Genomic DNA, 20,407 nt, shown 5'->3' on the forward strand with positions numbered 1-20,407 from the left:
ACGCGAACCGGACTCAAGGTGGACGAAATGGGATGCTTCTGCTTCACCAGAATCAGCCCATTTCGTCCACCCAGCGTCCCGCTGAAGCTCTGAACTGCCCAGAGCATCAGCTCAGCTCAGGTGATGGACCTCCTGCAGTCCGTACACCGGAGTCTCGATCCCTTCGTAGCGGGCCTTGAGCTGGAGGGCCAGGTAGAGCGAGTAGTGCCGCGACTGGTGGAGATTGCCGCCTTGGAACCACAGGTTCTCCTGCTGGGTGGGCTTCCACATATTGCGCTGCTCGCCCTCCCACGGGCCCGGGTCCTTCGTCGTCTCCGAGCCCAGGCCCCAGCACTTGCCGACCTTGTCCGCAGTCTCCTGGTCGACGAGGTCGGCGACCCAGCCGTTCATCGACCCGTACCCGGTGGCGTAGACGATGAGGTCGGCCGGCAGCTCGGTCCCGTCGTCGAGCACCACGGCGTCCTCGGTCAGGTGGTCGACCTGTCCCTTCGCCAGCTTGACCTTCCCATCTGCGACGAGTTCGGCCGATCCGACGTCGATGTAGTAGCCCGAGCCGCGACGCAGGTACTTGAGGAACAGACCGGACTCGTCGTCTCCGAAGTCGAGGTCGAAACCGGCATCCTCCATCCGCTGGTAGAAGTCCTTGTCGCGTTCCTTCATCTGGTCATAGAGCGGTATCTGGAACTCGTGCATGATCCGATAGGGCAGGGAAGCGAAGATGAGGTCCGCCTTCTCCGTCGTCACTCCGTTCGCCAGGGCCCGCTCCGAGTAGAGGTCGCCGAGGCCGATCTCCATGAGCGAATCGCTCTTGACGATGTGCGTGCTCGATCGCTGCACCATCGTGACATCGGCATCGTTCTCGTACAGTGCTCCGCAGATGTCGAAGGCCGAATTGTTGCTGCCGATGACGACGACCTTCTTCCCCGCGTAGGCGTCGGGGCCGGGATGCTGAGATGAATGCTGCTGCTCACCTTTGAACACGTCCGCGCCCGGGAACGTCGGAATGTTCGGTTTGCCCGACATCCCCGTGGCCATCACCAGATGAGTCGGCCGCAGCGTAACCGCCTCGCCGTCACGGTCGACGTCCACGGTCCACTGGCCCGTCTCGTCGTCGTAGGTCGCCGAGGTGGCCGTCGTCGACGACCAGTAGGGAATCTCCATCACCTTCGTGTAGAACTCCAACCAGTCCGCGATCTTGTCCTTGGGTGCGAACACCGGCCAGTTGTCGGGGAACTTGAGATAGGGCAGGTGGTCGTACCACACAGGGTCGTGCAGGCACAGCGACTTGTACCGCGAGCGCCACTGATCCCCGGGCCTCTCCCACCGATCGACGACGAGGGCGGGCACCCCGAGCTGACGCAGGCGAGCGCCGAGGGCGATCCCGCCCTGTCCCCCACCGACGACGAGGATGTAGGGATCGGCGGTCCTGCCCCAGGCCGCGTCCTCCTCGGCGAGTCGTTCCGACCAGCTCTTCCGTTCGGGATCGACGCCGTGCACCGCACCCTTGGGACGCCGTGTCCCCCGTGGCTCCTCATGGCCGGTGAGCTCCTGCAGCGCGGTGAGCACGGTCCAGGCCTTGGTGCCGTCCTCGTCGATGAGCCGGACGAGCCCCTTCCCCCGCCCCACCGAGGTGGTGAAGGTGAACCATGCTTCGGTCACTCCGTCCGCGGTGGCGGCGGGTTCGCTGAGTTCGAATTCGGCAGGAGAGACCCGGTCGAGATTGTGGGTCAGCAGATCGGCGACCCCGTCGGGATTCTCGACCGTCTTGAGGTTCCAGGTGAAGGACACCAGGTCCCGCCAATAGCTGGCGGCGGCGAACATCCCGGCCGCGGCCGGGATATCACGGCGGCTGAGCGCGGACTCGAAATCCTGCAGCCACCTCGTGGCGATGTCGTCGGCGGTCAGCTGCGGTCGTTCGATCGTCGTGGTCATCTCATTCCTCCTCATTGAGTACAGTGAGTCCAAGCTATGCCGAGAGCACGTGCGCGGGAAGAGTTGCATCGAGTTGCATGAGGCGGATGAGCACTGTGAGGTGCGGCCGCATCGTCCGAGCCGATTCCATGGTCAGGGACTGCGTCTCTGCCTATACTCGTCTCATGCCTCAGCCGGACCTGGCGCATCTCGCCAGAGATCTGACACGCATTCACGATGCTGTGATCACCGGGGCCCCGCCGCCGGTGCAACCGCGCGCGCTCGTCAGGCGCTCGTGGGAGCGAATGCTGCGCTTGGGCCTCGACCCCGCCGGGGCCAACCGCCGAGTCGTCGATGATGATGCGAAGATCGAGTCCCGCCGACAGCGTTCGAAGCTGCGGCTGGTCGTCGAAGAGATGAAGTCCGTTCTGCTGAGAGCCCCCGACGCCGCGCCCTACATCCTCGTCGTCACCGATGCCGAGGGCGTCATCCTGTGGCGTGACGGTGCCGCCTCTGCTCGCCGTCAGGCCGATGATCTCGGCTTCGTCGAGGGGGCGCACTGGTCCGAGTCGGTGGTCGGCACGAACGCCATCGGCACTGCCCTGACCGAGGAATCTTCCGTCCAGCTGTTCTCCGCCGAGCACTTCGAGTCCACCCAGCACCCGTGGTACTGCAGCGCCGTGCCGGTGCATGATCCGCACGACGGAACCCTCCTGGGCGTCGTCGATATCAGCGGGCCGGCGCTCACCCTCCACCCGGCGGTGCGGTCACTGGTCACGACTGCGGTGCGGCTGGCCGAGGCGCGGTTGATGATCGTCCAGCAGGAGCAGCTGAACAGCCTGCGCGACCGCATGTCCGCCATGCTCGCCGGCACACCGGGTCCCGCGTTGGTCGTCGACGAAGAGGGCTGGGTCGCCTATCAGCAGGGGGTCCGCAGCCGCGACCGCATCGAAGCGCCCGCGGCCGACCGCTCGATCCTCATCCCCGGTGCGGGGCTGTGCCTGCCGGAGAAGATCACCGGCGGCTGGCTGCTGCGCCCCTCCGGCACCGAGGCTGATCGGCCGGTCCTGGTCACGCTCAGGCTCTCGGCTCACCCGGCCGTACTCGAGATCGACTCGGACACCGAGCCGCTGACGATCCCGCTCACTCCTCGCAGGGCGCAGGTCCTCGCCGCGATCACCGAGGCCGGGGCGGCGGGCATCAGCGCATCCCAGCTCAGCCGAAAGCTCTACGGCGACGCCGATCATCTGGTGACCGTGCGTGCCGAGATCTCGCGGGTGCGCCGCTCGGTCGGCGCCCTCCTCGCCACTCAGCCGTATCGTTGGGCCGAAGGAGTGCTCGCGCGGCTCGACGGTCCCGACTCCGCCTCCAGCGGGTCCTGCTGATCAGGGCTGATCGGTTCGATCAGGACTGGGAGTTCGCACCCCACACGAGAGCGGCGAACTCGCACCGGACTCTCAGTTCGAAATCCTCGGTGAGCACTCGAGCGAAATCCGCGGCATCTGTGATCGTCCGTTCCCGACGCTCGGGCACCGCACCGCGGCGGACGTACCGCAGCTGTCGCCCCTCCACGGTCAGCTTTCCGCCATCGGGCAGAGACCGAGCGAGAACCGGTGGACCTGTGAAACGGGTTCCCGGTTTCGTCGAGGTGTACCAGTTCGAGACCTCGATGTCCGAACGCTGTCGGGGCCTATCGGCGAAGGCGTAGACATTGCGGAAGTCCTGGTCATCGCTGGTCCGGGACTGGAGAACCCATTCGCTCTCGGCACGCATGGCAGGTTCGAGCGCCGATTCCGCCCGGGCGATGCGATGCTCCCCGCGCACGGTCGCCCGCGCTTCTCCGGACAGAGGCAGCGCACACTCGGGAGTGCCGCCGCCGAAGCCCGGATCGACGAGGTACCGCTGGGAACCGAGCCCGACGATCGTCGCTTGGTGGGTCAGCCCTGCGGGCTCGACGCGTCCGGCGCCGAGGTGGACACGCGCCAGCACCGGATAGACGGCAAGCCCCAGCTCCGCGAGGATCCCACGCATGAGCACCGCATGTTCGTGGCAGTACCCGCCGCGACGACCCCCGAGGAGTTTGTCAGCGACCTCGTCGAGGGAGACGGAGACGGCTCGGATTTCGCCGCGAGCACGCGCAGCCACGACGTCGAGATTCTCGAAGCAGATCGCGTGGATGTGCGCGCGGAGCAGATCGTCGAGGAGTTCGACGACCTGTCCCGAGGCCCCTCCGGCCCGCTGGCGCAGCTCGGGCACGGAGGCCTCAAGACCGAGCCGTTCGATATATCGTTCCAGCAGCGAGGACGCCATGGTCGTCGTCATCGAGTGGTCTCCTCTCGTGCTCCGCAGAGTCGGCACATCAGTTTCCGGCTCTCAGCCTAGTCCGCGAAAACCGTGTGGGCCCCGGTCACTCCTCGCCCGCGCCCCGGTACGTTCCGATGCACCAGAGCACTCCCTCGGGGTCCTGCACACAGAAGTCGAGTGAGCCGTAGTCCTGCTCGGTCAGGCCCATGACTACGGTGGCCCCGGCACTGATCGCACGATGGTAGAGCTCCTCGACGTTGCTTGCCGCAACGTAGACCGAGCCGGAGGCGACACCGGTCTTCGTCATCACACCCCCGTCGTCGCGGGCCGAGCCGAGCATGATGCCTCCGCCTTCGGGCCAGGCCAGTTCGGCATGGTCGACCCGCTGCGGGTCGTCGGCGTTCGCGTACTCGACCACGACCTCGAATCCGAAGGCCTCCCGCAGGAAGGCGATTGCACCCTTCGCATCCCGATAGCGGAAGGTCGGCCAGATGTTCGCTGCGGTTCCATTCGACATGTCAGCTCCTAGAATTCGCTCGTCATCGGACAGCCGTCTGCTGTCCCGTGCTTCCATCATGGATCGACCGCCTCGGCGAGGTCTTGGACAAATGGGAACTGCGGAAAATCATGCCCGGCATCCGATCTATCGGTTCGTCCCCGGAACGTCACTGCGGAACTTGCGCACGACAGGGTCCTCTTTCAGCCACTGTCGCGGGCTCGTGCCGGTCAGTGACTTGAAATCACGGTTGAGATGGGACTGGTCGGCATAGCCGCACACTGCCGCGATCTCGGCCAGCGAAGCTCCGCCGGTGTCGATCATTCTTCTGGCTCGGTCGAAGCGCATGACCCGCGCCGTATCCTTGACCCCGATGCCGAATTCCGCGCGGAACCGGCCGTTGAGATGTCGCCGGCTCCACCCGATCCGGTCGGCGAGGAGTGCGACCGGAACCTGTCCGTGACAGTCCGCGATGTGCTTCCAGGACTCAACCATTTCCGCGCGCGGTCGTGCTTCCTCGTCGACGGCGCGCAGGAGCACCTCGTCGATGACGTCGAAACGGGCCGCCCAAGTCATTGCGGAGTTGACTCGCTCGTGGAGCTCGGCGGCGATGGGCGCTGAGATGTCGCCGAGCTCGGCGCTGCGGTGGGCGAACTCGACCGCCGGGGCATCGAAGAGGATCCGCGGGGCGAAAGGGGTGAAGTTGATCTGGATGCCGGTCATTGCCCCGTTGTGCCGGATGTGCGTCGCTCGGAGGTGAAGCCCGGCCAGCAGGACATCGAAGTCCTCGACCGCCCCGGTCTCCGGGTCCCACTGCCGCAGCGGCTCGTCGATCGAGACGATGAACGTCATCGCGCCCGATGGCAGACCCAGGTGCGTCCCTGCGGGGACGCCCGAGATGTCGTAGCCGACGTAGTCACCGACATAGGGCCGCAGACGCGGGTGCGGGCTGCGGATGAGTTCGTCGACAGGTGCCGCAGTCATGCACACAGTGTAATCCCACAGCTGAGCGGCCGGCCGGAAGGTTCTCAGCCGCGCACCAGCACCTCGCGAGTGTGGGCGCTCCGGGCACGGACGTGGCGGTCCTGGCTGGCGAATGCGCCGCTGACCAGCTGGAGGACGAGCAGGGCGAGGAGTGCGATCAACGGTGCGGTCCATGAACCGGTGACCGTGTGCAGCCATCCCAGGCCGAGGGGTCCGAGACCGGCGAAGAGATAGCCGAAGCCCTGCGCCATGGTCGAGACATGACCGGTGTGGTGAGCGTCCGGGGACCGCCACACGATGTAGGACAGCGACAGGCTGATCGCCGCGCCCTGCCCCATCCCGAGCAGTGTCATCCACACATAGGCTCCCGCCACGGGTGCGACCAGCAGACCGGCGAACCCGGCACCGACGAGAACCGAGGCGGCGGCCACGCCGATCCACCGAGGCCGCAGCCGCTGAGCGATCGATGGAGTGAAGAGGCAGGTGAGGATCGCCGGGAAGGCGGAGAAGGAGAGCATCCACCCGGCACGATCGGCGGCCATGCCGCTGTCCTGGAAGATCACAGGCACCCAGGTCAGCGCCGCGTAGTAGCTCATCGACTGCAGCCCCATGAAGCCGGTGACCGCCCAGGCGATGGGATCGGTGAGGATCGAGCGGAAGGACGGTTCCCCGATCTCGCTGGGCGAGTCCGCCGTCGCGTCCGAGCCCGCGACTGCGCCCGCGCCCGAGAAGCTCGCCGGGCGCCGCAGCATCTGCGGAATCCACAGCAGTGCGGCCAGAACAGCCGGGACCGCCCAGATGCCGAGCGCCCAACGCCAGGATCCGCCGACGGCCGACATGATCGGCACCGTCAGTCCGGAGGCGAGCGCCGCGCCGAGGAACAGCGCCGTCGAGTACAGCCCCATCATCAGACCGGCACGATGCGAGAAGTCGCTCTTGATCGCCGTCGGCAGCAGCACATTGCCGACAGCGATGGCCGCGCCGACGAGCACCGTACCGGAGAAGAGCGCGAGCAGACTCGGCTGCAGTCGCAGGGCGATGCCGGCGGCGAGGACGATCATGAGGATCCCGAGCACCCGGTGCATGCCGAACCGACGCGTGAGACCCGGAGTGAGGAACGCGAACGCACCGAACGCGAAGACCGGGATCGTCGTCAGCAGACTGCCGACCGTGGCGCTGAGACGGAGATCGTCGAGGATGTCCCCGAGGACCGGTCCCACCGAGGCGACCCCGATGCGCAGGTTGAGCCCGATGAGGATGAGCCCGGCCCCGAGGACCAGCAGACCGAGCCGACTCCGATCGCCGCCAGGTGCCGTCCGCCGAGGCGGTGCGACGAGGACGCTGCCCTCCTCGGTGCGGGAGGGTTCCGGGTCGGTGTTCGGGTCGAGTCTCTTCATTGCATCCTTTTCGTTCTGTCCGGTCCTTCGGTACTCCCCCATTCAAACGGGCCCCGCCTCGGCGGGGAACCATTAAACTGACTGCAAATGGACAAATTCAGCCACGAATCCCTCAGTCCGGAACTCATCCACCTACTCGGCCACGATGAGCGGACGCCGGCGCACACCCACGACCTCGGGCATCTGGTGTATCCGGCGACGGGGGTGCTGTCCCTGGTGACCAGTGAAGGCTCGTGGATCGCGCCGTCGAATCGCGTCGTCTGGGTGCCTGCGGAGTTCGAGCATCAGCACCGGGCGCATGGGGCTGCGGACATGCGCGTGGTCTTCCTCCCCGAACAGATGGCCGAGGCCCTCGTCGCTCGGCCCGCCGTGTTGGCGACGACCCCGCTGGCCACGGAGGCCATGTTGGCTCTGACGGGCCCGCGGCGCCGGTCGAAGGCGAGCACGGACCGGCTGCGTCTCGTCATCATCGACGAGCTGACGGCCACCGGCGAGCAGCCGCTGCATCTGCCCGAGCCCCATGATGATCGGCTGCTGGCCGTGACGAAGCTCGTCGAGGAGGACCTGGCGAATCCGGTGTCTCTGGCCGAGCTCGGCCATCAGGTCGGAGCGAGCGAGCGGACCCTGTCGCGTCTGTTCCAACGGGAGACCGGAATGACGTTCCGCCAGTGGCGATCGGAGCTGCGAGTCCATCGGGCGCTGCTGCTCCTGGCCGATGGGCTGAGCGTCTACGACACCGCCGCCGAATGCGGTTGGGCCAACCCTGGCTCGTTCATCACCGCCTTCACCTCTCTGGTCGGGATGAGCCCGGGTCGGTACCAGCACTCCCTGCGCGACTGAACCCGGCCCGATATGTAGGCCGCCCTTCCGCCCTTCGGTTGACCGACGGGTCTATGCTGGCAGCAGATCCCTCGCATTCATCGAGTTACGGGAGGCTGGCAATGGCCGAAGAAGAGATCGAGATCGAACTGCAGGACACCGGCGAGTTCCTCGCCCTCATCCACACGGCCACCGGCACCGATGAGCTCGTCCTCATGCTTGCCGACGTCGACGACGCCTCCGAGGGGGTCCTGCACAACGATGAGGAGACCGCCCGCGCCGTGGTCGAGTTCATGCTCAGCCATCAGGCGTCGGGCGATCTGCCGGACCGGATCGACATCGTCGACATCACCGCAGCCTACGACGGAGCCGTCGAGTCCATCCGCAAGCTGCGCGACTGAGCCGCGGCCCTGGCCCCACGTCCAGCAGCGGCGTATCGTGCGAGACAGACACGGCTGACGAGCAGACGTCAGACTAATCGCACGATGTGAAGAAGATGATGCACATGTCCGACACCCAGCGCCTGAACATCCTGGCAGTCGACGAGGCGGCCTACCAGCCGCTCTACTCATTGGAGAAGTACATCCACCGAGGCAGCCTCGGCGAGGGGCTGCTGTCCCTGATCAAATTGCGCGCTTCCCAGCTCAACGGTTGCGCCTACTGCCTGAATATGCACGCAGGTGAGGCCCGGAAGGCCGAGGTCGATCAGGTCAAGGTCGACGTCCTCGCGGGATGGAAGGAAGCGACCTCTGTCTACAGCGACCGTGAGCAGGCGGCGCTGCGCATGACCGAGGAGGTCACGCACATCGCCGACGGCGTCTCGGACGAGACCTGGAAGGCCGCCGCTGCCGTCTTCTCCGAACAGGAGATGGTCGAGCTGCTCATGGCGATCTCAGCGATCAACGTCTGGAACCGCCTCGCTGTGAGCACCCACCAGCACCTGGACTGAACGTCCGGCCCGGTAGTGCCGTCTGTCGGAACGAACCGGGCCGTGTACAGGCGCGGTCACCCGCGTTTCACTTGGTTACGTCCGCTTTCGCTTCAGTCGCCTTCTTGCCGAACAGTCTCCTCCATGGCAGGACCGAGACGAGCGCGAGCACCGCAATGACGATGAACACCAGGGCCAGCGAGTCCGAGATGACTGCCCAGAAGTTGCCTCCGGTCAGGCCGAGTGCCTGTTGCAGATTGCGCTCGAGCATTTCGCCCAAGACCAAACCGATGACGAGCAGAGCCGGAGACATTCCGACCAGACGCATCACATAGCCAAGCACACCGAACGCCAAAGCGATATACACATCGGTCGCTGAATTGTGGATGCTGTAGCACGAGATGAGCGCGAGGATGAGGATCACCGGAGCCATGAAAGGCATGGGAATGGCGAGGATCTTCGCCAGCAGCGGGGATGCTCCGATATTGATGACCACACCCAGGATCGCGCTGACCAGCAGTGCACCGATGATCGTCCACGCCAGTTCAGGGTTCGCATCGAAGAATCCGGGGCCGGGATTGAGACCGTACATCATCAGGTAGGCGAGGAGGACCGCCGTGGTCCCCGAACCGGGGATGCCGAGGGTCAGCAGTGGAACCATCGAACCGGACACCGCCGCGTTGTTCGCGGATTCCGGGGCAACCAGTCCTCGCACGGCACCTTTGCCCATACCGGCCGATTCCGGCGCAAGTCTCTTCTCCAGACCGTAGGAGAAGAAAGCGGCGATCGTGGTACCCGCCCCCGGCAGCACACCGGCGATGAAGCCGATGATCGAGCCTCGCAGGCTGGGAAGTGTCCCCTGTCTGAGTTCGAGACCTGTAGGCAGGAATCGTCCGGACAGCTTCGACACTGTTTGGAAGTCCTTGCTCATCGCGGTGCTGGCCAGGATCTCCCCAACGCCGAACACACCGATGATGGCTACGATCGGATCGATTCCCTCCAACAGCGTGAAACTGCCGAATGTGAAGCGGGGAAGACCCGACTGAAGCTCGATTCCGACCGTCGACACGGCAACACCGATTGCCACCGCGGTCAGCCCCAGCATCGGAGCCGAACCGACAAGGGTCGCACTGAGGACGAGGGCCATGACAACGACGGCGAAGTAGGCTCCGGGTCCAAAAGCCAAACCCAGTTCTGACATCGGTCCGGCGATGAAGGCCAATCCGAAGAAGGCCAGCACGCTCCCGACGAATGACGCGAGAGCGGAGATCGACAACGCGGTCGCCGCTTTGCCCTTCAACGCCATCGGGTGCCCGTCCAGCGTGGTCATGATGGCTCCTGGGTCCCCGGGGATATTCAGCAGAATCGCGGAGATCCTGCCGCCGTATTCGGCACCGAGATACAACGAGACCATGAGCGGCAGCGAGACCTCGGCCGGGACGGTGATCGCAACCGGCAGCAGTAGCGCAATGGCCGTCGACGGACCGATGCCCGGAAGCAGGCCGGCGACGGTTCCGAGAACGACTCCGCCGAGGATGATGAGCAGCAGGCTCGGCGAGGTGGCGATTCCGCTGAGTGCGGAGAGCAGTTCGTTGATGGTGTTCACAGCTGCAGACCTCCGAAGACCCAGAACTCCAACCAGCCGACGGGCAGCAGGACATGGAGCCAGACGTCGAAGATGAGGAACAGCGCCATCGCAATGACGATGTTGATGACGAAGAGGCCGACAGCTCTGACCGCACTGAGTCGCACTCCGAACACCGTCATCGACACCAGCATCGAGAAGATCACCGACGCCTCGACGAAACCGATGAGGAAGATCGAGGCCGTGTACAGGCCGAAGAGGACGATGCACGACGCGACGCGCAGAACCTCCTGCCCGCCGACGGGCCTGACCTCGACACCGCCGCGCACGATCGCGATGATGCCGAGACCGGTGGTGCAGAGCAGGACTATACCGACGACGAGAGGGAACGTCTTCGGCCCGATCCCCTCCTCCACAGCAGCGTCCGGCAGCAGGAAGGCGTTGATGACATAGAAGACTGCGAGGAAGCCGAGCACAACGCTCGAGAGCGCCGCCGAGGCGGTCCGACTTCCGACGTCGGCTCGCTGGTCGTCAATGGACTGGGGCGTCACCCGTTTTGCGCTCATTTCACCAAGCCCACTTTCGTCAGCACCTCGGTCGATTCCTTCTGTTCGGGGCGAATCACCGTATCGAGCCATTCGTCTCCGGCAACATAGTCAGGGTTGATCCCCAAAGACTCGGCCTGTTCAACGAATTCGTCTGACTCGACGGCTCTTTCCAAAGACTCTCGCCACCAGTCGACCGCATCCTGCGGCATGTCCGCAGGGCCGAATACACCCCGCCAGTGGTTGATCGTGATGTTCAGGCCGAGGTCATGCCATGTCGGTGCTTCCGGGGCAGCAGCGACCGGTTCGGGGGCCGAGACCGCAACGATCTCGACGTCGCCGCTGTCGACAAGCTCCATCGCCTCGGACATCCCCGTCGACGCCACGTCGATGCGGCCTCCCAGAAGCTCATTGTTGAGGTCTCCGCCGTCGGAGAATGCAACTAGGTTGAGTCGAGTCAGGTCTTCCACACCGTACTCGCTCGCGGGACGGAGGATATTGAGCTGATCATCGCTGGGAACCGTGCCGATTCCGAAGTTGACCGAGCCAGGGTCCTGCTTGATGGCCTTGAGCACCTGCTCTGCGGAGCTGTATTTCGATCCTGATTTCACGATCCACACTTCGTAGTCAGTCGTCAGCTGAGCCAGCGGAGTGAAGTCGTCCAAGGACATATCTGTCGTGCCGGTGATGTTGGAGAGGAAGATGCGATTGGATTCGAAGACGACAGAAGTCCCGTCGCTCTCCCTCTGCAGGACGGCAGCACGGGCGGGATTGCCGCCGCCTCCTCCCATGTTCTCGATCGACATGAAGGTGTCGATTCCGGCCGCATCGAAGCCGTCTTTCGTGATGCGAGTGGTCAGATCGAGGCCGCCCCCGGGCGAACCTGCGGCGATCGCGGTCACGCGCGGCGGCGGAAACCCTTCGTTCCTGTGGATGTCGGGCATGCAGGCAGTCGTCGCGACGACCAGCGAGAGACCGGCAGATGTACTGACGATGCGTCTGATTGCTCGCGGCAGCGAGAACGGTCGCGCCGGTTGGATCCCGAAATGGAACATGGTCGGCACGTTACCAATCTCGGCTCCCCAACCTCAATGGAGCCTGAAAGAATGAGACGCGTCGCCTGAACGTCCGGCCCGGCGGTGCCGTCTGTCGGAACGAACCAGGCCGTGGCACCACTGGCCGAGCTTCAGTCCAGCAGGTCGTGGCAGACGATCGACTGTTCGCGGTCGGGACCGACCCCGATGACCGACATGCGGCAGCCCGAGAGCTCCTCGAGTGCGGTCACGTACTTCTGCGCGTTGCTCGGCAGGTCCTCGAAGGTCCGAGCGCCGGTGATGTCCTCGCTCCACCCGTCGAAGTACTCGAAGATCGGCTTCGCATGATGGAACTCGGTCTGGGACACCGGCATCTCGTCGACCCTCTGCCCGTCGACCTCGTAGGCGACGCAGACGGGGATCCGGTCGATCCCGGTGAGCACGTCGAGCTTGGTCAGCACATAGTCGGTGAAGCCGTTGACACGTGCGGCGTAGCGGGCGATGACCGCGTCGTACCAGCCGCAGCGGCGCGGACGTCCGGTGTTGACGCCGTACTCGCCGCCGGCTTTCTGCAGGTACTCGCCCATCTCGTCGAAGAGCTCGGTCGGGAACGGTCCGGCGCCGACACGAGTGGTGTAGGCCTTGACGATGCCGACGACGCGGTTGATGCGAGTCGGTCCGATGCCCGAACCCACGCAGGATCCGCCGGCGGTCGGGTTCGAGGAGGTGACGAAGGGGTAGGTGCCGTGGTCGACGTCGAGCATCGTCGCCTGGCCGCCTTCCATGACGACGACCTCGTCGCGGTCGAGGGCCTCGTTGAGCATGAGCTCGGTCTCGGCGACATAGGGCCGCAGCCGTTCGATGAAGGGCTCGAAGTACTCGACGATCTCCTCGACCGACACGGCACGACGGTTGTAGACCTTGACGAGCAGTTCGTTCTTCTGCCGCAGCGAGCCTTCGATCTTCTGCCGCAGGATCGACTCGTCGAAGACGTCCTGGACGCGGATTCCCAACCGTCCGATCTTGTCCATATACGCCGGTCCGATGCCGCGGCCGGTGGTGCCGATGGCCCGCTTGCCGAGGAAGCGCTCGGTCACTTTGTCCAGGGTCTGGTGGTAGGGAGCCACGAGGTGGGCGTTGGCCGAGATGCGCAGCTTCGAGGTGTCGGCCCCACGGGATTCGAGGGCGTCGATCTCCTCGAACAGAGCCTCGAGGTTGACGACGACGCCGTTGCCGATGACCGGGGTGACGTTCGGTGAGAGGATGCCCGCGGGCAGGAGCTTGAGTTCGTACTTCTCTCCGCCGACGACGACCGTGTGGCCTGCGTTGTTCCCACCATTGGGCTTGACCACGTAGTCGACGCTGGTGCCGAGGATGTCGGTGGTCTTACCTTTACCTTCGTCGCCCCACTGAGCGCCGACGACAACGATTGCTGGCATGAGAGTACTTCACCTCGAAGTGAGAGGGGGATGTCATTACGCGCCAAGTCTACTGGGTCACACCGACACGGCCGTCAGCGGGCGAACGGTTTCGCCTCTCCCCGTCCACCCAGGCAACAGAACCTGTCCCTGCCGGCCGAGGCAACCTGCCCTGCCCTCTCCGTCCAGGCCGTGCGCGCTGCCCTTGTTCGCCGAGGTGGTCGGCCCTATGCTGAGGTCACCCACGTATTCCGTCGTTCGGGCAGGAGCCTTCTGAACGTCGCCGGAGCAGTCGACTTCAGGGCATCACCGCTCGTAGGAGGTTGCTCATGTCCACCACCTCAATGAATGCGACCACGAGTTCTTCGCAGAACCCCTCGCTGCCATTCGCCAGCCGCGCCGATCAGCTCGTCGGATCCGTCATCGACGCCTCCACCACGCTGCTGGCCTCCTATGACCATGACATCGTGAAGTTCGGCATGGGCGCTCCCGCCCCGGACATGCTGCCGGCCAAGGACTTCGCGCGCATCGCCGGGGAAGTCTTCGATCCGGCGAACTTCACCTACGGGGAGACGAAGGGCGAGCCGGTCCTCCTCGATGCGCTGCACGATTACCTCTCCTCAACGAACCAGATCCCCGTCGAGCAGCAGGGGGACCCCGACCGCCTCCTCATCACCTCCGGCGGCATGCAGGGCCTCGACCTCGGGTTCAAGCTCTTCGTCAGTCCCGGCGACCTCGTCGCCTGCGAATCCCCCACCTACACCAACGGTTCGGCCACCGCGATGAGCTACGAGGCGGAGATCCTCGAGATCCCCGTCGACGAGGACGGCATGCAGGTCGAGGCGCTCGAGGACCACGTCGCCCGCACCGGCCGGGCCCCGAAGGTCATCTACACGGTCCCCACTTTCCAGAACCCGGCAGGCGTGACGATGTCCCTGCCGCGACGCGAACGGCTGCTGTCCTTCGCCCACCGCCACCGCTCGGTCATCATCGAGGACAATCCGTACGGCATGCTGCGCTTCTCGGGCGAGTCCCTGCCGGCGCTCAGCGACCTCAGTCCGAACGATCCCCTCATCTTCGGTGTCCGCACGTTCTCGAAGTTCGTCGCCCCCGGACTGCGGCTGGGCTGGATCGATGTCGATCCGGCTGTACGCGAGCTCGCGGTCAACGCCAAGCAGACGATGGACACATGCGCGCCGGTGCCCAACCAGCATCTCGTCGCCCAATGGCTGTCCGAAGGCGGTGCCGAGTCCCACGTCGAGGTTCTGCGCGAGGCCTACAGAGAACGGAAGCTGACGATGTCAGCGGGTCTCGAACGTCTCTTCCCCGGCGAAGTCAGCGCCACCGACCCCGACGGCGGGTTCTTCCTGTGGGTGACCTTCGACGACGAGACGATCAACACCGAGGAGCTCTTGCCCACCGCCCTGGAGGACGGCGTCGCCTACATTCCCGGCCCCGCCTTCTCCCCCGCGGGGAAGTTCTCGAATGCGCTGCGTCTGTGCTTCGCCTCGAACACCCCCGAACGCATCGACGAGGGATTGGAGCGCCTGCGCGGAGCCGTCGGCCGTCACCGGGCATAAGGTGGCTTCCCACCTGGTGAGCGCGCAGATAGGCTGATCGCCTGACCGATTTCCATCAGGAGGAGACGCCCGTGCCGGATCAGCCGTTCACACGAGTGCGCGCATGGCTGCGCGAACCCGAGGTCTCCACCGATCTGCTGCAGATCGGCAAGAGCGTCATCGCCGCCACAGCCGCCTGGTGGCTCTCGGGATACGTACTCGACTCGCAGATGCCGTTCCTCGCTCCGTGGACGGCGCTGCTGACAGTCCACGCCACGGTCCACCGCTCTTTCTCACGCGGAATCCAGACGACGGTGGCCTCGACCATCGGGGTCGGGATCTCCTTCCTCATCGGCAACTTCCTCGGTGTCAGCCTCTGGACCTTCGCCCTGGCGCTGCTCGTGGGACTGGCCGGTGCCCGTCTGAGTTGGATCCGCGACGAGGGCGTCGCCATCGCCACGACCTCGATCTTCATCCTCGGCAGCGGATTCAGCAGTCAGCAGCCCCTCCTCGGCGAGCGCATCGGCGAGCTCGCTCTCGGAGTGGCGATCGGCTTGGCCGTCAACCTCATCGTCATCCCACCGCTGCGGGATCAGCAGGCGGCCCGGTACGTCGACAGCATCAACCGCAGGATGGGCGACGTCCTGTGCAGCATGGGCCGGGAGTTCCGCGAGTCCTGGGACACCGACCAGTCGGACAGCTGGCTGCAGGAGACCCTGTCGATGAGCGAGGAGCTCAACTCCGCCTGGGCGTCCGTGCGCTTCGCGCGGGAGAGCCGGCGGGTCAATCCCCGCGACTACCTCCGAGCACGCCGTTCCGCCTCGCATGGGAGCAGCGGCTCCTCCTCGGCGAAGGTCGGCTATGAGGACATCCTCGAGCGGGTCGACGAGGGCGTGTCCCACCTGCGCAATCTCACGCGCACCCTGTCCGAGGCCTCCTACGGCGAGGGGAAGTGGGATGACCGGTTCCGGGTCGAGTGGGCCGATATCGTCACCGACGCCGGGAAGTCCGTCGCCGATCCCGATGCGGACGTGGCACCGATCCACGATCGACTCAACGAACTCTCGAGCCGGCTCGTGCAGGGCGAGCTGCCCTCGCAGACCTGGCCGCTCTACGGCGCGCTCATCACCAGCGTGCGCCACATCGCTGTCATCGTCGACGACGTCGCCTCCGATCGCGAAGCGCGTGAGGGGGAGAAGCGCTCTCGCCAGAAATGACTCTGAGTCCCAGATGTGCACAATCGCACGTACTCCGGACCCGGGTTTCGGGGGACGCAGCCTGATTTCTCGGCGATAATGGACCTATGCGTATCAGATCGATTTCAACTGTTGCCCTCGCCGGTCTCCTCGCTCTCAGCGGATGCTCCGGCTCCGCCTCGGACGACTCCGAGCAGCCCCAGAGCGAAGACACGCAGTCCCAGAGCCCGGAGGCCGCCGAGGAGACCCCCAGCGAGCAGGCCCCGCCCGAGGACTCGGACGAGAACGAGGACTCGGACGATTCGTCCGATCAGGAGAAGGACTCCGAGTCCGCCGACGACTCCGCGGACTCGAAGCTGACTCTCGACACCGGTGAGAAGACCGTCACGATCGAACCCACCGATGTCTACTGCTCCGGGGAACCGGGCAGCCTCCAGCACATCATCGGCAAGACGAACAACGAACTGCCGCTGGTCAAGGCCGAGGGCACAGACTTCGTCATGGCCAAGATCGGTCAGGGCCGCCCCTTTAAGGCCAACAACCCCAAGGGCGTCGACGTCGGCGACGAGAGCGTGACCTTCGACGGGACCAAGCTCGGCTCGGCCACGCTCGACGGAACCATGACCTGCACCGACTGGGAGGACTGAGACAGCTCCCACACACTGCGCGCCGCGACCTCGAACTCCTCGAGGTCGCGGCGCGCAGTGCATTCGGCGCTCATTCCATGCTCATGCCCTTGGCCGGGGCGATCCGCGACATGGTCCGAGCCGGAATCGCCGAGGCGAGCACGGCGGCCAGCACCGCGGCCACTCCGATCAGCCCGAGCTGCAGCGGCGGCACCGACAGCACCGGGTCGGTCGCGTCCGGGGTGATCGAGGCGGTGCCCACCCAGCCGAAGAACGTTCCCACCGCGGTTCCGACGACCAGGGCGATGACCGTCATCAGCAGCGATTCGACCGTGATCATCCGCGACATCGACCGTCGTGTGAACCCGAGTGCGCGCAGCAGCGCTCCCTCTCGCCGCCGGTCGATGACCGAGAGCGTCAGCGTGTTGCTCACGCCGATCACCGCGATGATCACCGCCGCCGCCAGGAGACCGAGCACCACCGTGAGCGCGACCTGGAACATCGAGGCGTACTCCGCCCGGTTGAGTGCCGGTTCCGCATCGGAGTCGACGCCGATCCCGTCGAGTTCCGAGGTCAGCGCCTCGATCTGAGAGCTCGAGGCGTCATCGGCGATCTTCACCCAGGTCTGCTCCGCCACGGCGTCGCCTGCGGCCTGTTCGACGGTCTTCGCATCAGCACCGCTGACGAGCGCCGTGCCGGCCGGGACGTCCCGTGAGCCGACGGCCTCGAGCTTAAGCGTCTCACCGCCGACCGCCACGGTCACGGGCTTGCCGTCGATGTCGGAGGTGAGACCGTCGACACCGAGCTCGTCCGGGGAGATGAGCACCGTCCCCTGCTCGGCCTCGTAGCCGCCGCTGCGCACGACGGGGGAATCCCCCGCCTCGGCGGCGCTGGCGATCGTGAGGTCGTGCGAGCCCTCGGAGCCCTCAATGCTCACCGAGGCGGCCGTGGCAGGAACTTCCACTCGGTCCTCGACCACGGTCGAGTCGTCGAGGACCGTATCGACGTCGTGTCCGCTGTCGGCGACGACGAGGTCGACGGGAGTGTCCTCGGCGGTGGCGAGTTCGAGGGTGCGCTGCAGGCTCGCCGAACCGACGACCACGGCTGTGACCAGGGTGATCCCGATGAGCAGGGCACCCGTCGTCGAGGCGGTCCGTCCGCCGGCGGTGCTCGCCGAGCGTCCGGCCAGTTTGACCGTGGGCGAGCGCCTGGTGACCAGGGCGATCATCCGGGCGAGCAGGGCCACGAGCGGCGGCACGAAGACCCTGGCTCCGATGAGGAGTGCGACGAAGAGGCCGAAGCAGCCGAGGATGCCGAAGAGCACGGACTGCGAGCTCGCCCCGAGCAGGCACAGGGCGATTCCGGCGATGCCGAGGACGAGCGCGATGCTCGTGCGGATCCACCGGAAGCGGGGAGCCGCGGCGGGCACGTCGACGGGACGCAGCGCCTCGATGGGCGAGACGCGGGAGGACCGCAGCGCGGGGATGAGTCCGGCGGCGACCGTGACGAGGATGCCGACGGCCGGCCCGGCCACGAGGGCCAGAGGTGTCAGGGACATCTGTGCGAACTCGGGCATCCAGAACGCGCGGGCGGCGGCCGCGAGTCCCCAGCCGAGCAGGAGTCCGAGCCCGACGCCGATCACGGAGCCGATCACCCCGAGGCTGAGGCTCTCGATCACCGCGGCACCGCGCACCTGCCGTTTGGAGGCGCCGACGGCGCGGACGAGCGCGAGCACTCGGGTGCGGGAGGCGACGAGGACGTTGAACGTGTTCGAGATGACGAGCGCGGCGACTCCGGCGGCCAGCAGCCCGAAGGCCAGGCCGACCGTGTTGAGGACGTTCGTGGAATCCGACATCGCTTCGAGCTGTGCGTCGACGACCTGGTCGACGGTCTGGACGGTGAGCGCGTCCTTCTCCCCCGCCTCGGCGACGACTGCGCGGACCTCCTCGGCGAGTTCGGCTCGATCGGTTCCGTTCGCGGCGACGACGCGCACGGAATCGGCTGTGAGTTCGCTCGGCACCGTCTGCAGGCCCGAATCGGTGAGGTAGAGGGCCAGCGCCGAGGCGGACGAGCCCGGCATGATGCCGGAGACCGTGTACGTCCGCTCCTTCGAACCGCTGCCGCCGGCGCCGTTGAACGCCTTCATGGTCAGCTCATCGCCGACGCCGACGTCGAGGGTCGTCGCATCGGCTTCGTGGAGCATGAGCTCGTCGTCCGAGCCCGGCGCCGAGCCCGCGATCGTCTCGTCCTGGTTCTGCGGGACGTTCGTGGGCATGGCCGAGACGGTGGCACCGCCCGCGGCCACCGAGACGAAGCCGGTTTCGGTCAGCTGCGCGCTCTCGGCGCCGTCGACACCGGCCACGGACTTAGCCAGGGACTCGGTCAGGGGCGAGTCGCCGGAGGCGCTCGGATCGGATTGGGAGGCGGTGACCGCGACGTCGGCGCCCGCCCATTGGGCGCGCACCTGATCGCGGAGGGTGTCGCCGAAGGCCTGCGAGAACAGGAGCGCGGCGACGATGAAGGCCACGGACACGGCGATCGCGATCGTCGCTGCGAAGAGCCGACCGGAGGCGCTGCGGAGATTGGACCAGGCGATGCGGATCATCGTCCACCCCCTGCGTGTGAGACGCCGGAGTGCGAAGCTCCTGCGCGCGAAGTTCCGGCGGCCGCGGCACCGGTGGTCGCGGTGACGTTCATCAGTGCGGTGGCCACGGATTCGGGATCCGGGTCGATCAGCTCTCCGGCGAGGCGGCCGTCGGCGAGGAGCACGACCCGATCGGCGCGAGCGGCGGCACGCGGGTCGTGGGTGACCATGACGACGGTCTGTCCGAGTTCGTCGACGGAGGAGCGCAGGATGCTCAGCACCTCTTCGCCGGAGTTCGAATCTAGGTTGCCGGTGGGTTCGTCGGCGACGATGACGTCCGGCTGCGAGACGAGGGCACGGGCGACGGCGACGCGCTGCTGCTGGCCTCCGGAGAGCTCGTGCGGGCGATGGTGGAGCCGTTCGCTCAGCCCGAGGAGGTCGACCATGCGGCGGAAGACGCGCCGATCCGTCTTCTTCCCCGCCAGCTGCGAGGGCAGGAGGATGTTCTCCTCCGCATCCATCGCGGGCACGAGGTTGAAGGACTGGAAGACGAAGCCGATGCGGTCGCGGCGCAGCGCGGTGAGCTTGCGGTCGCTGAGTCCCGACAGCGCGGTCCCACCGATGATGACCTCGCCCGAATCAGGGGTGTCGAGGCCGGCGAGCATATTCAGCAGCGTCGACTTGCCCGAACCGGAGGGCCCCATGATGGCGGTGAAGCGTCCGGCCTCGATGTCGAGGCTGAGGTCATCGAGGGGGCGGACCATGGCGTCGCCGTCTCCGTAGGTCTTGCGCAGTCCGATGGCGCGGATTGCCGGGGCCGGCGCGGTGGCCGGACCGGAGGACGGATGGGAGTCTGCATGTGATGAGTTCATGCCTCCAGTCTCGTCGCTGCGGGCGGAGGAGGCATCGGACCGGAGGATGGTCTTCGCGGGCGGCCGCGGTCGCCTCGGCGGCCTCGAGTCATACCAGGGGATGACAGCGGGCCGACAGGCTCAGACGCTGAGGGTGCCTGCCCTCGGGA

The 20,407-nt window shown here is 66.1% G+C and carries 18 protein-coding genes; 7 read left to right on the forward strand and 11 right to left on the reverse strand.

The window, feature by feature from the left end:
* Positions 1-111: 111 nt before the first annotated feature.
* Positions 112-1,932, reverse strand: coding sequence for a flavin-containing monooxygenase (locus IHE57_RS13290; protein WP_209373697.1), 1,821 nt, complete (start codon positions 1,930-1,932; stop codon positions 112-114).
* A gap of 164 nt (positions 1,933-2,096) precedes the next feature.
* Here IHE57_RS13290 and IHE57_RS13295 point away from each other — a divergent pair, with 164 nt between their 5' ends.
* Positions 2,097-3,296, forward strand: a complete 1,200-nt coding sequence (locus IHE57_RS13295) for a GAF domain-containing protein (RefSeq protein WP_253720266.1) — start codon at positions 2,097-2,099, stop codon at positions 3,294-3,296.
* Positions 3,297-3,315: 19 nt separating this feature from the next.
* Here IHE57_RS13295 and IHE57_RS13300 read toward each other — a convergent pair whose 3' ends face one another.
* The 4 genes from IHE57_RS13300 to IHE57_RS13315 all read right to left on the reverse strand — a co-directional run bounded on the left by IHE57_RS13300 (position 3,316) and on the right by IHE57_RS13315 (position 7,092).
* Complete coding sequence (locus tag IHE57_RS13300) at positions 3,316-4,233, reverse strand: arylamine N-acetyltransferase family protein (protein ID WP_209373699.1); 918 nt, start codon at positions 4,231-4,233, stop codon at positions 3,316-3,318.
* Between the two features lie 85 nt (positions 4,234-4,318).
* Positions 4,319-4,732, reverse strand: coding sequence for a VOC family protein (locus IHE57_RS13305; RefSeq protein ID WP_209373701.1), 414 nt, complete (start codon positions 4,730-4,732; stop codon positions 4,319-4,321).
* A gap of 126 nt (positions 4,733-4,858) precedes the next feature.
* A complete protein-coding gene (locus IHE57_RS13310) occupies positions 4,859-5,695 on the reverse strand; it encodes a helix-turn-helix domain-containing protein (protein ID WP_209373702.1) in 837 nt (278 codons plus the stop codon).
* Between the two features lie 44 nt (positions 5,696-5,739).
* Positions 5,740-7,092, reverse strand: coding sequence for a CynX/NimT family MFS transporter (locus IHE57_RS13315; protein ID WP_209373704.1), 1,353 nt, complete (start codon positions 7,090-7,092; stop codon positions 5,740-5,742).
* An 87-nt stretch (positions 7,093-7,179) separates the two neighbouring features.
* Here IHE57_RS13315 and IHE57_RS13320 point away from each other — a divergent pair, with 87 nt between their 5' ends.
* The 3 genes from IHE57_RS13320 (at position 7,180) to IHE57_RS13330 (ending at position 8,860) form a co-directional block, all read left to right on the forward strand.
* The gene (locus tag IHE57_RS13320; RefSeq protein WP_209373707.1) at positions 7,180-7,932 is read left to right on the forward strand and encodes a helix-turn-helix transcriptional regulator; all 753 of its coding nucleotides are present in this window, start codon (positions 7,180-7,182) and stop codon (positions 7,930-7,932) included.
* A 101-nt stretch (positions 7,933-8,033) separates the two neighbouring features.
* A complete protein-coding gene (locus tag IHE57_RS13325) occupies positions 8,034-8,312 on the forward strand; it encodes a hypothetical protein (protein ID WP_209326201.1) in 279 nt (92 codons plus the stop codon).
* A gap of 104 nt (positions 8,313-8,416) precedes the next feature.
* The gene (locus IHE57_RS13330; protein WP_209373708.1) at positions 8,417-8,860 is read left to right on the forward strand and encodes a carboxymuconolactone decarboxylase family protein; all 444 of its coding nucleotides are present in this window, start codon (positions 8,417-8,419) and stop codon (positions 8,858-8,860) included.
* Between the two features lie 67 nt (positions 8,861-8,927).
* Here IHE57_RS13330 and IHE57_RS13335 read toward each other — a convergent pair whose 3' ends face one another.
* The 4 genes from IHE57_RS13335 to IHE57_RS13350 form a co-directional block, all read right to left on the reverse strand.
* Positions 8,928-10,445: a tripartite tricarboxylate transporter permease gene (locus IHE57_RS13335; RefSeq protein WP_209373711.1), complete on the reverse strand. Its 1,518-nt coding sequence runs from the start codon at positions 10,443-10,445 to the stop codon at positions 8,928-8,930.
* Entirely contained in the window at positions 10,442-10,975 is a 534-nt protein-coding gene (locus tag IHE57_RS13340) for a tripartite tricarboxylate transporter TctB family protein (protein WP_209373713.1), read from the reverse strand. The genes IHE57_RS13335 and IHE57_RS13340 overlap by 4 nt, the downstream gene beginning before the upstream one ends.
* An 11-nt stretch (positions 10,976-10,986) precedes the next feature.
* On the reverse strand, positions 10,987-11,913 hold the full coding sequence (locus IHE57_RS13345) for a Bug family tripartite tricarboxylate transporter substrate binding protein (protein ID WP_209373715.1): 927 nt from the start codon (positions 11,911-11,913) through the stop codon (positions 10,987-10,989).
* A gap of 242 nt (positions 11,914-12,155) precedes the next feature.
* The gene (locus tag IHE57_RS13350; protein ID WP_209326199.1) at positions 12,156-13,442 is read right to left on the reverse strand and encodes an adenylosuccinate synthase; all 1,287 of its coding nucleotides are present in this window, start codon (positions 13,440-13,442) and stop codon (positions 12,156-12,158) included.
* Positions 13,443-13,750: 308 nt separating this feature from the next.
* Between IHE57_RS13350 and IHE57_RS13355 the strand changes: the two genes are divergently transcribed.
* The 3 genes from IHE57_RS13355 to IHE57_RS13365 all read left to right on the forward strand — a co-directional run bounded on the left by IHE57_RS13355 (position 13,751) and on the right by IHE57_RS13365 (position 16,823).
* Positions 13,751-15,001, forward strand: a complete 1,251-nt coding sequence (locus tag IHE57_RS13355) for an aminotransferase-like domain-containing protein (protein WP_209373717.1) — start codon at positions 13,751-13,753, stop codon at positions 14,999-15,001.
* A gap of 71 nt (positions 15,002-15,072) precedes the next feature.
* The gene (locus IHE57_RS13360; protein ID WP_366933961.1) at positions 15,073-16,197 is read left to right on the forward strand and encodes an FUSC family protein; all 1,125 of its coding nucleotides are present in this window, start codon (positions 15,073-15,075) and stop codon (positions 16,195-16,197) included.
* Positions 16,198-16,283: 86 nt separating this feature from the next.
* Complete coding sequence (locus IHE57_RS13365; protein ID WP_209373720.1) at positions 16,284-16,823, forward strand: hypothetical protein; 540 nt, start codon at positions 16,284-16,286, stop codon at positions 16,821-16,823.
* A 70-nt stretch (positions 16,824-16,893) separates the two neighbouring features.
* Here the strand turns inward: IHE57_RS13365 and IHE57_RS13370 are convergent, their stop codons facing one another.
* The gene (locus IHE57_RS13370) at positions 16,894-19,407 is read right to left on the reverse strand and encodes an ABC transporter permease (RefSeq protein WP_209326196.1); all 2,514 of its coding nucleotides are present in this window, start codon (positions 19,405-19,407) and stop codon (positions 16,894-16,896) included.
* Entirely contained in the window at positions 19,404-20,258 is an 855-nt protein-coding gene (locus IHE57_RS13375) for an ABC transporter ATP-binding protein (protein ID WP_209326195.1), read from the reverse strand. The genes IHE57_RS13370 and IHE57_RS13375 overlap by 4 nt, the downstream gene beginning before the upstream one ends.
* Between the last annotated feature and the right edge of the window lie 149 nt (positions 20,259-20,407).

The sequence above is a fragment of the Brevibacterium renqingii genome, from assembly GCF_017808105.1.
GTDB classification, from domain to species: Bacteria; Actinomycetota; Actinomycetes; order Actinomycetales; family Brevibacteriaceae; genus Brevibacterium; species Brevibacterium renqingii.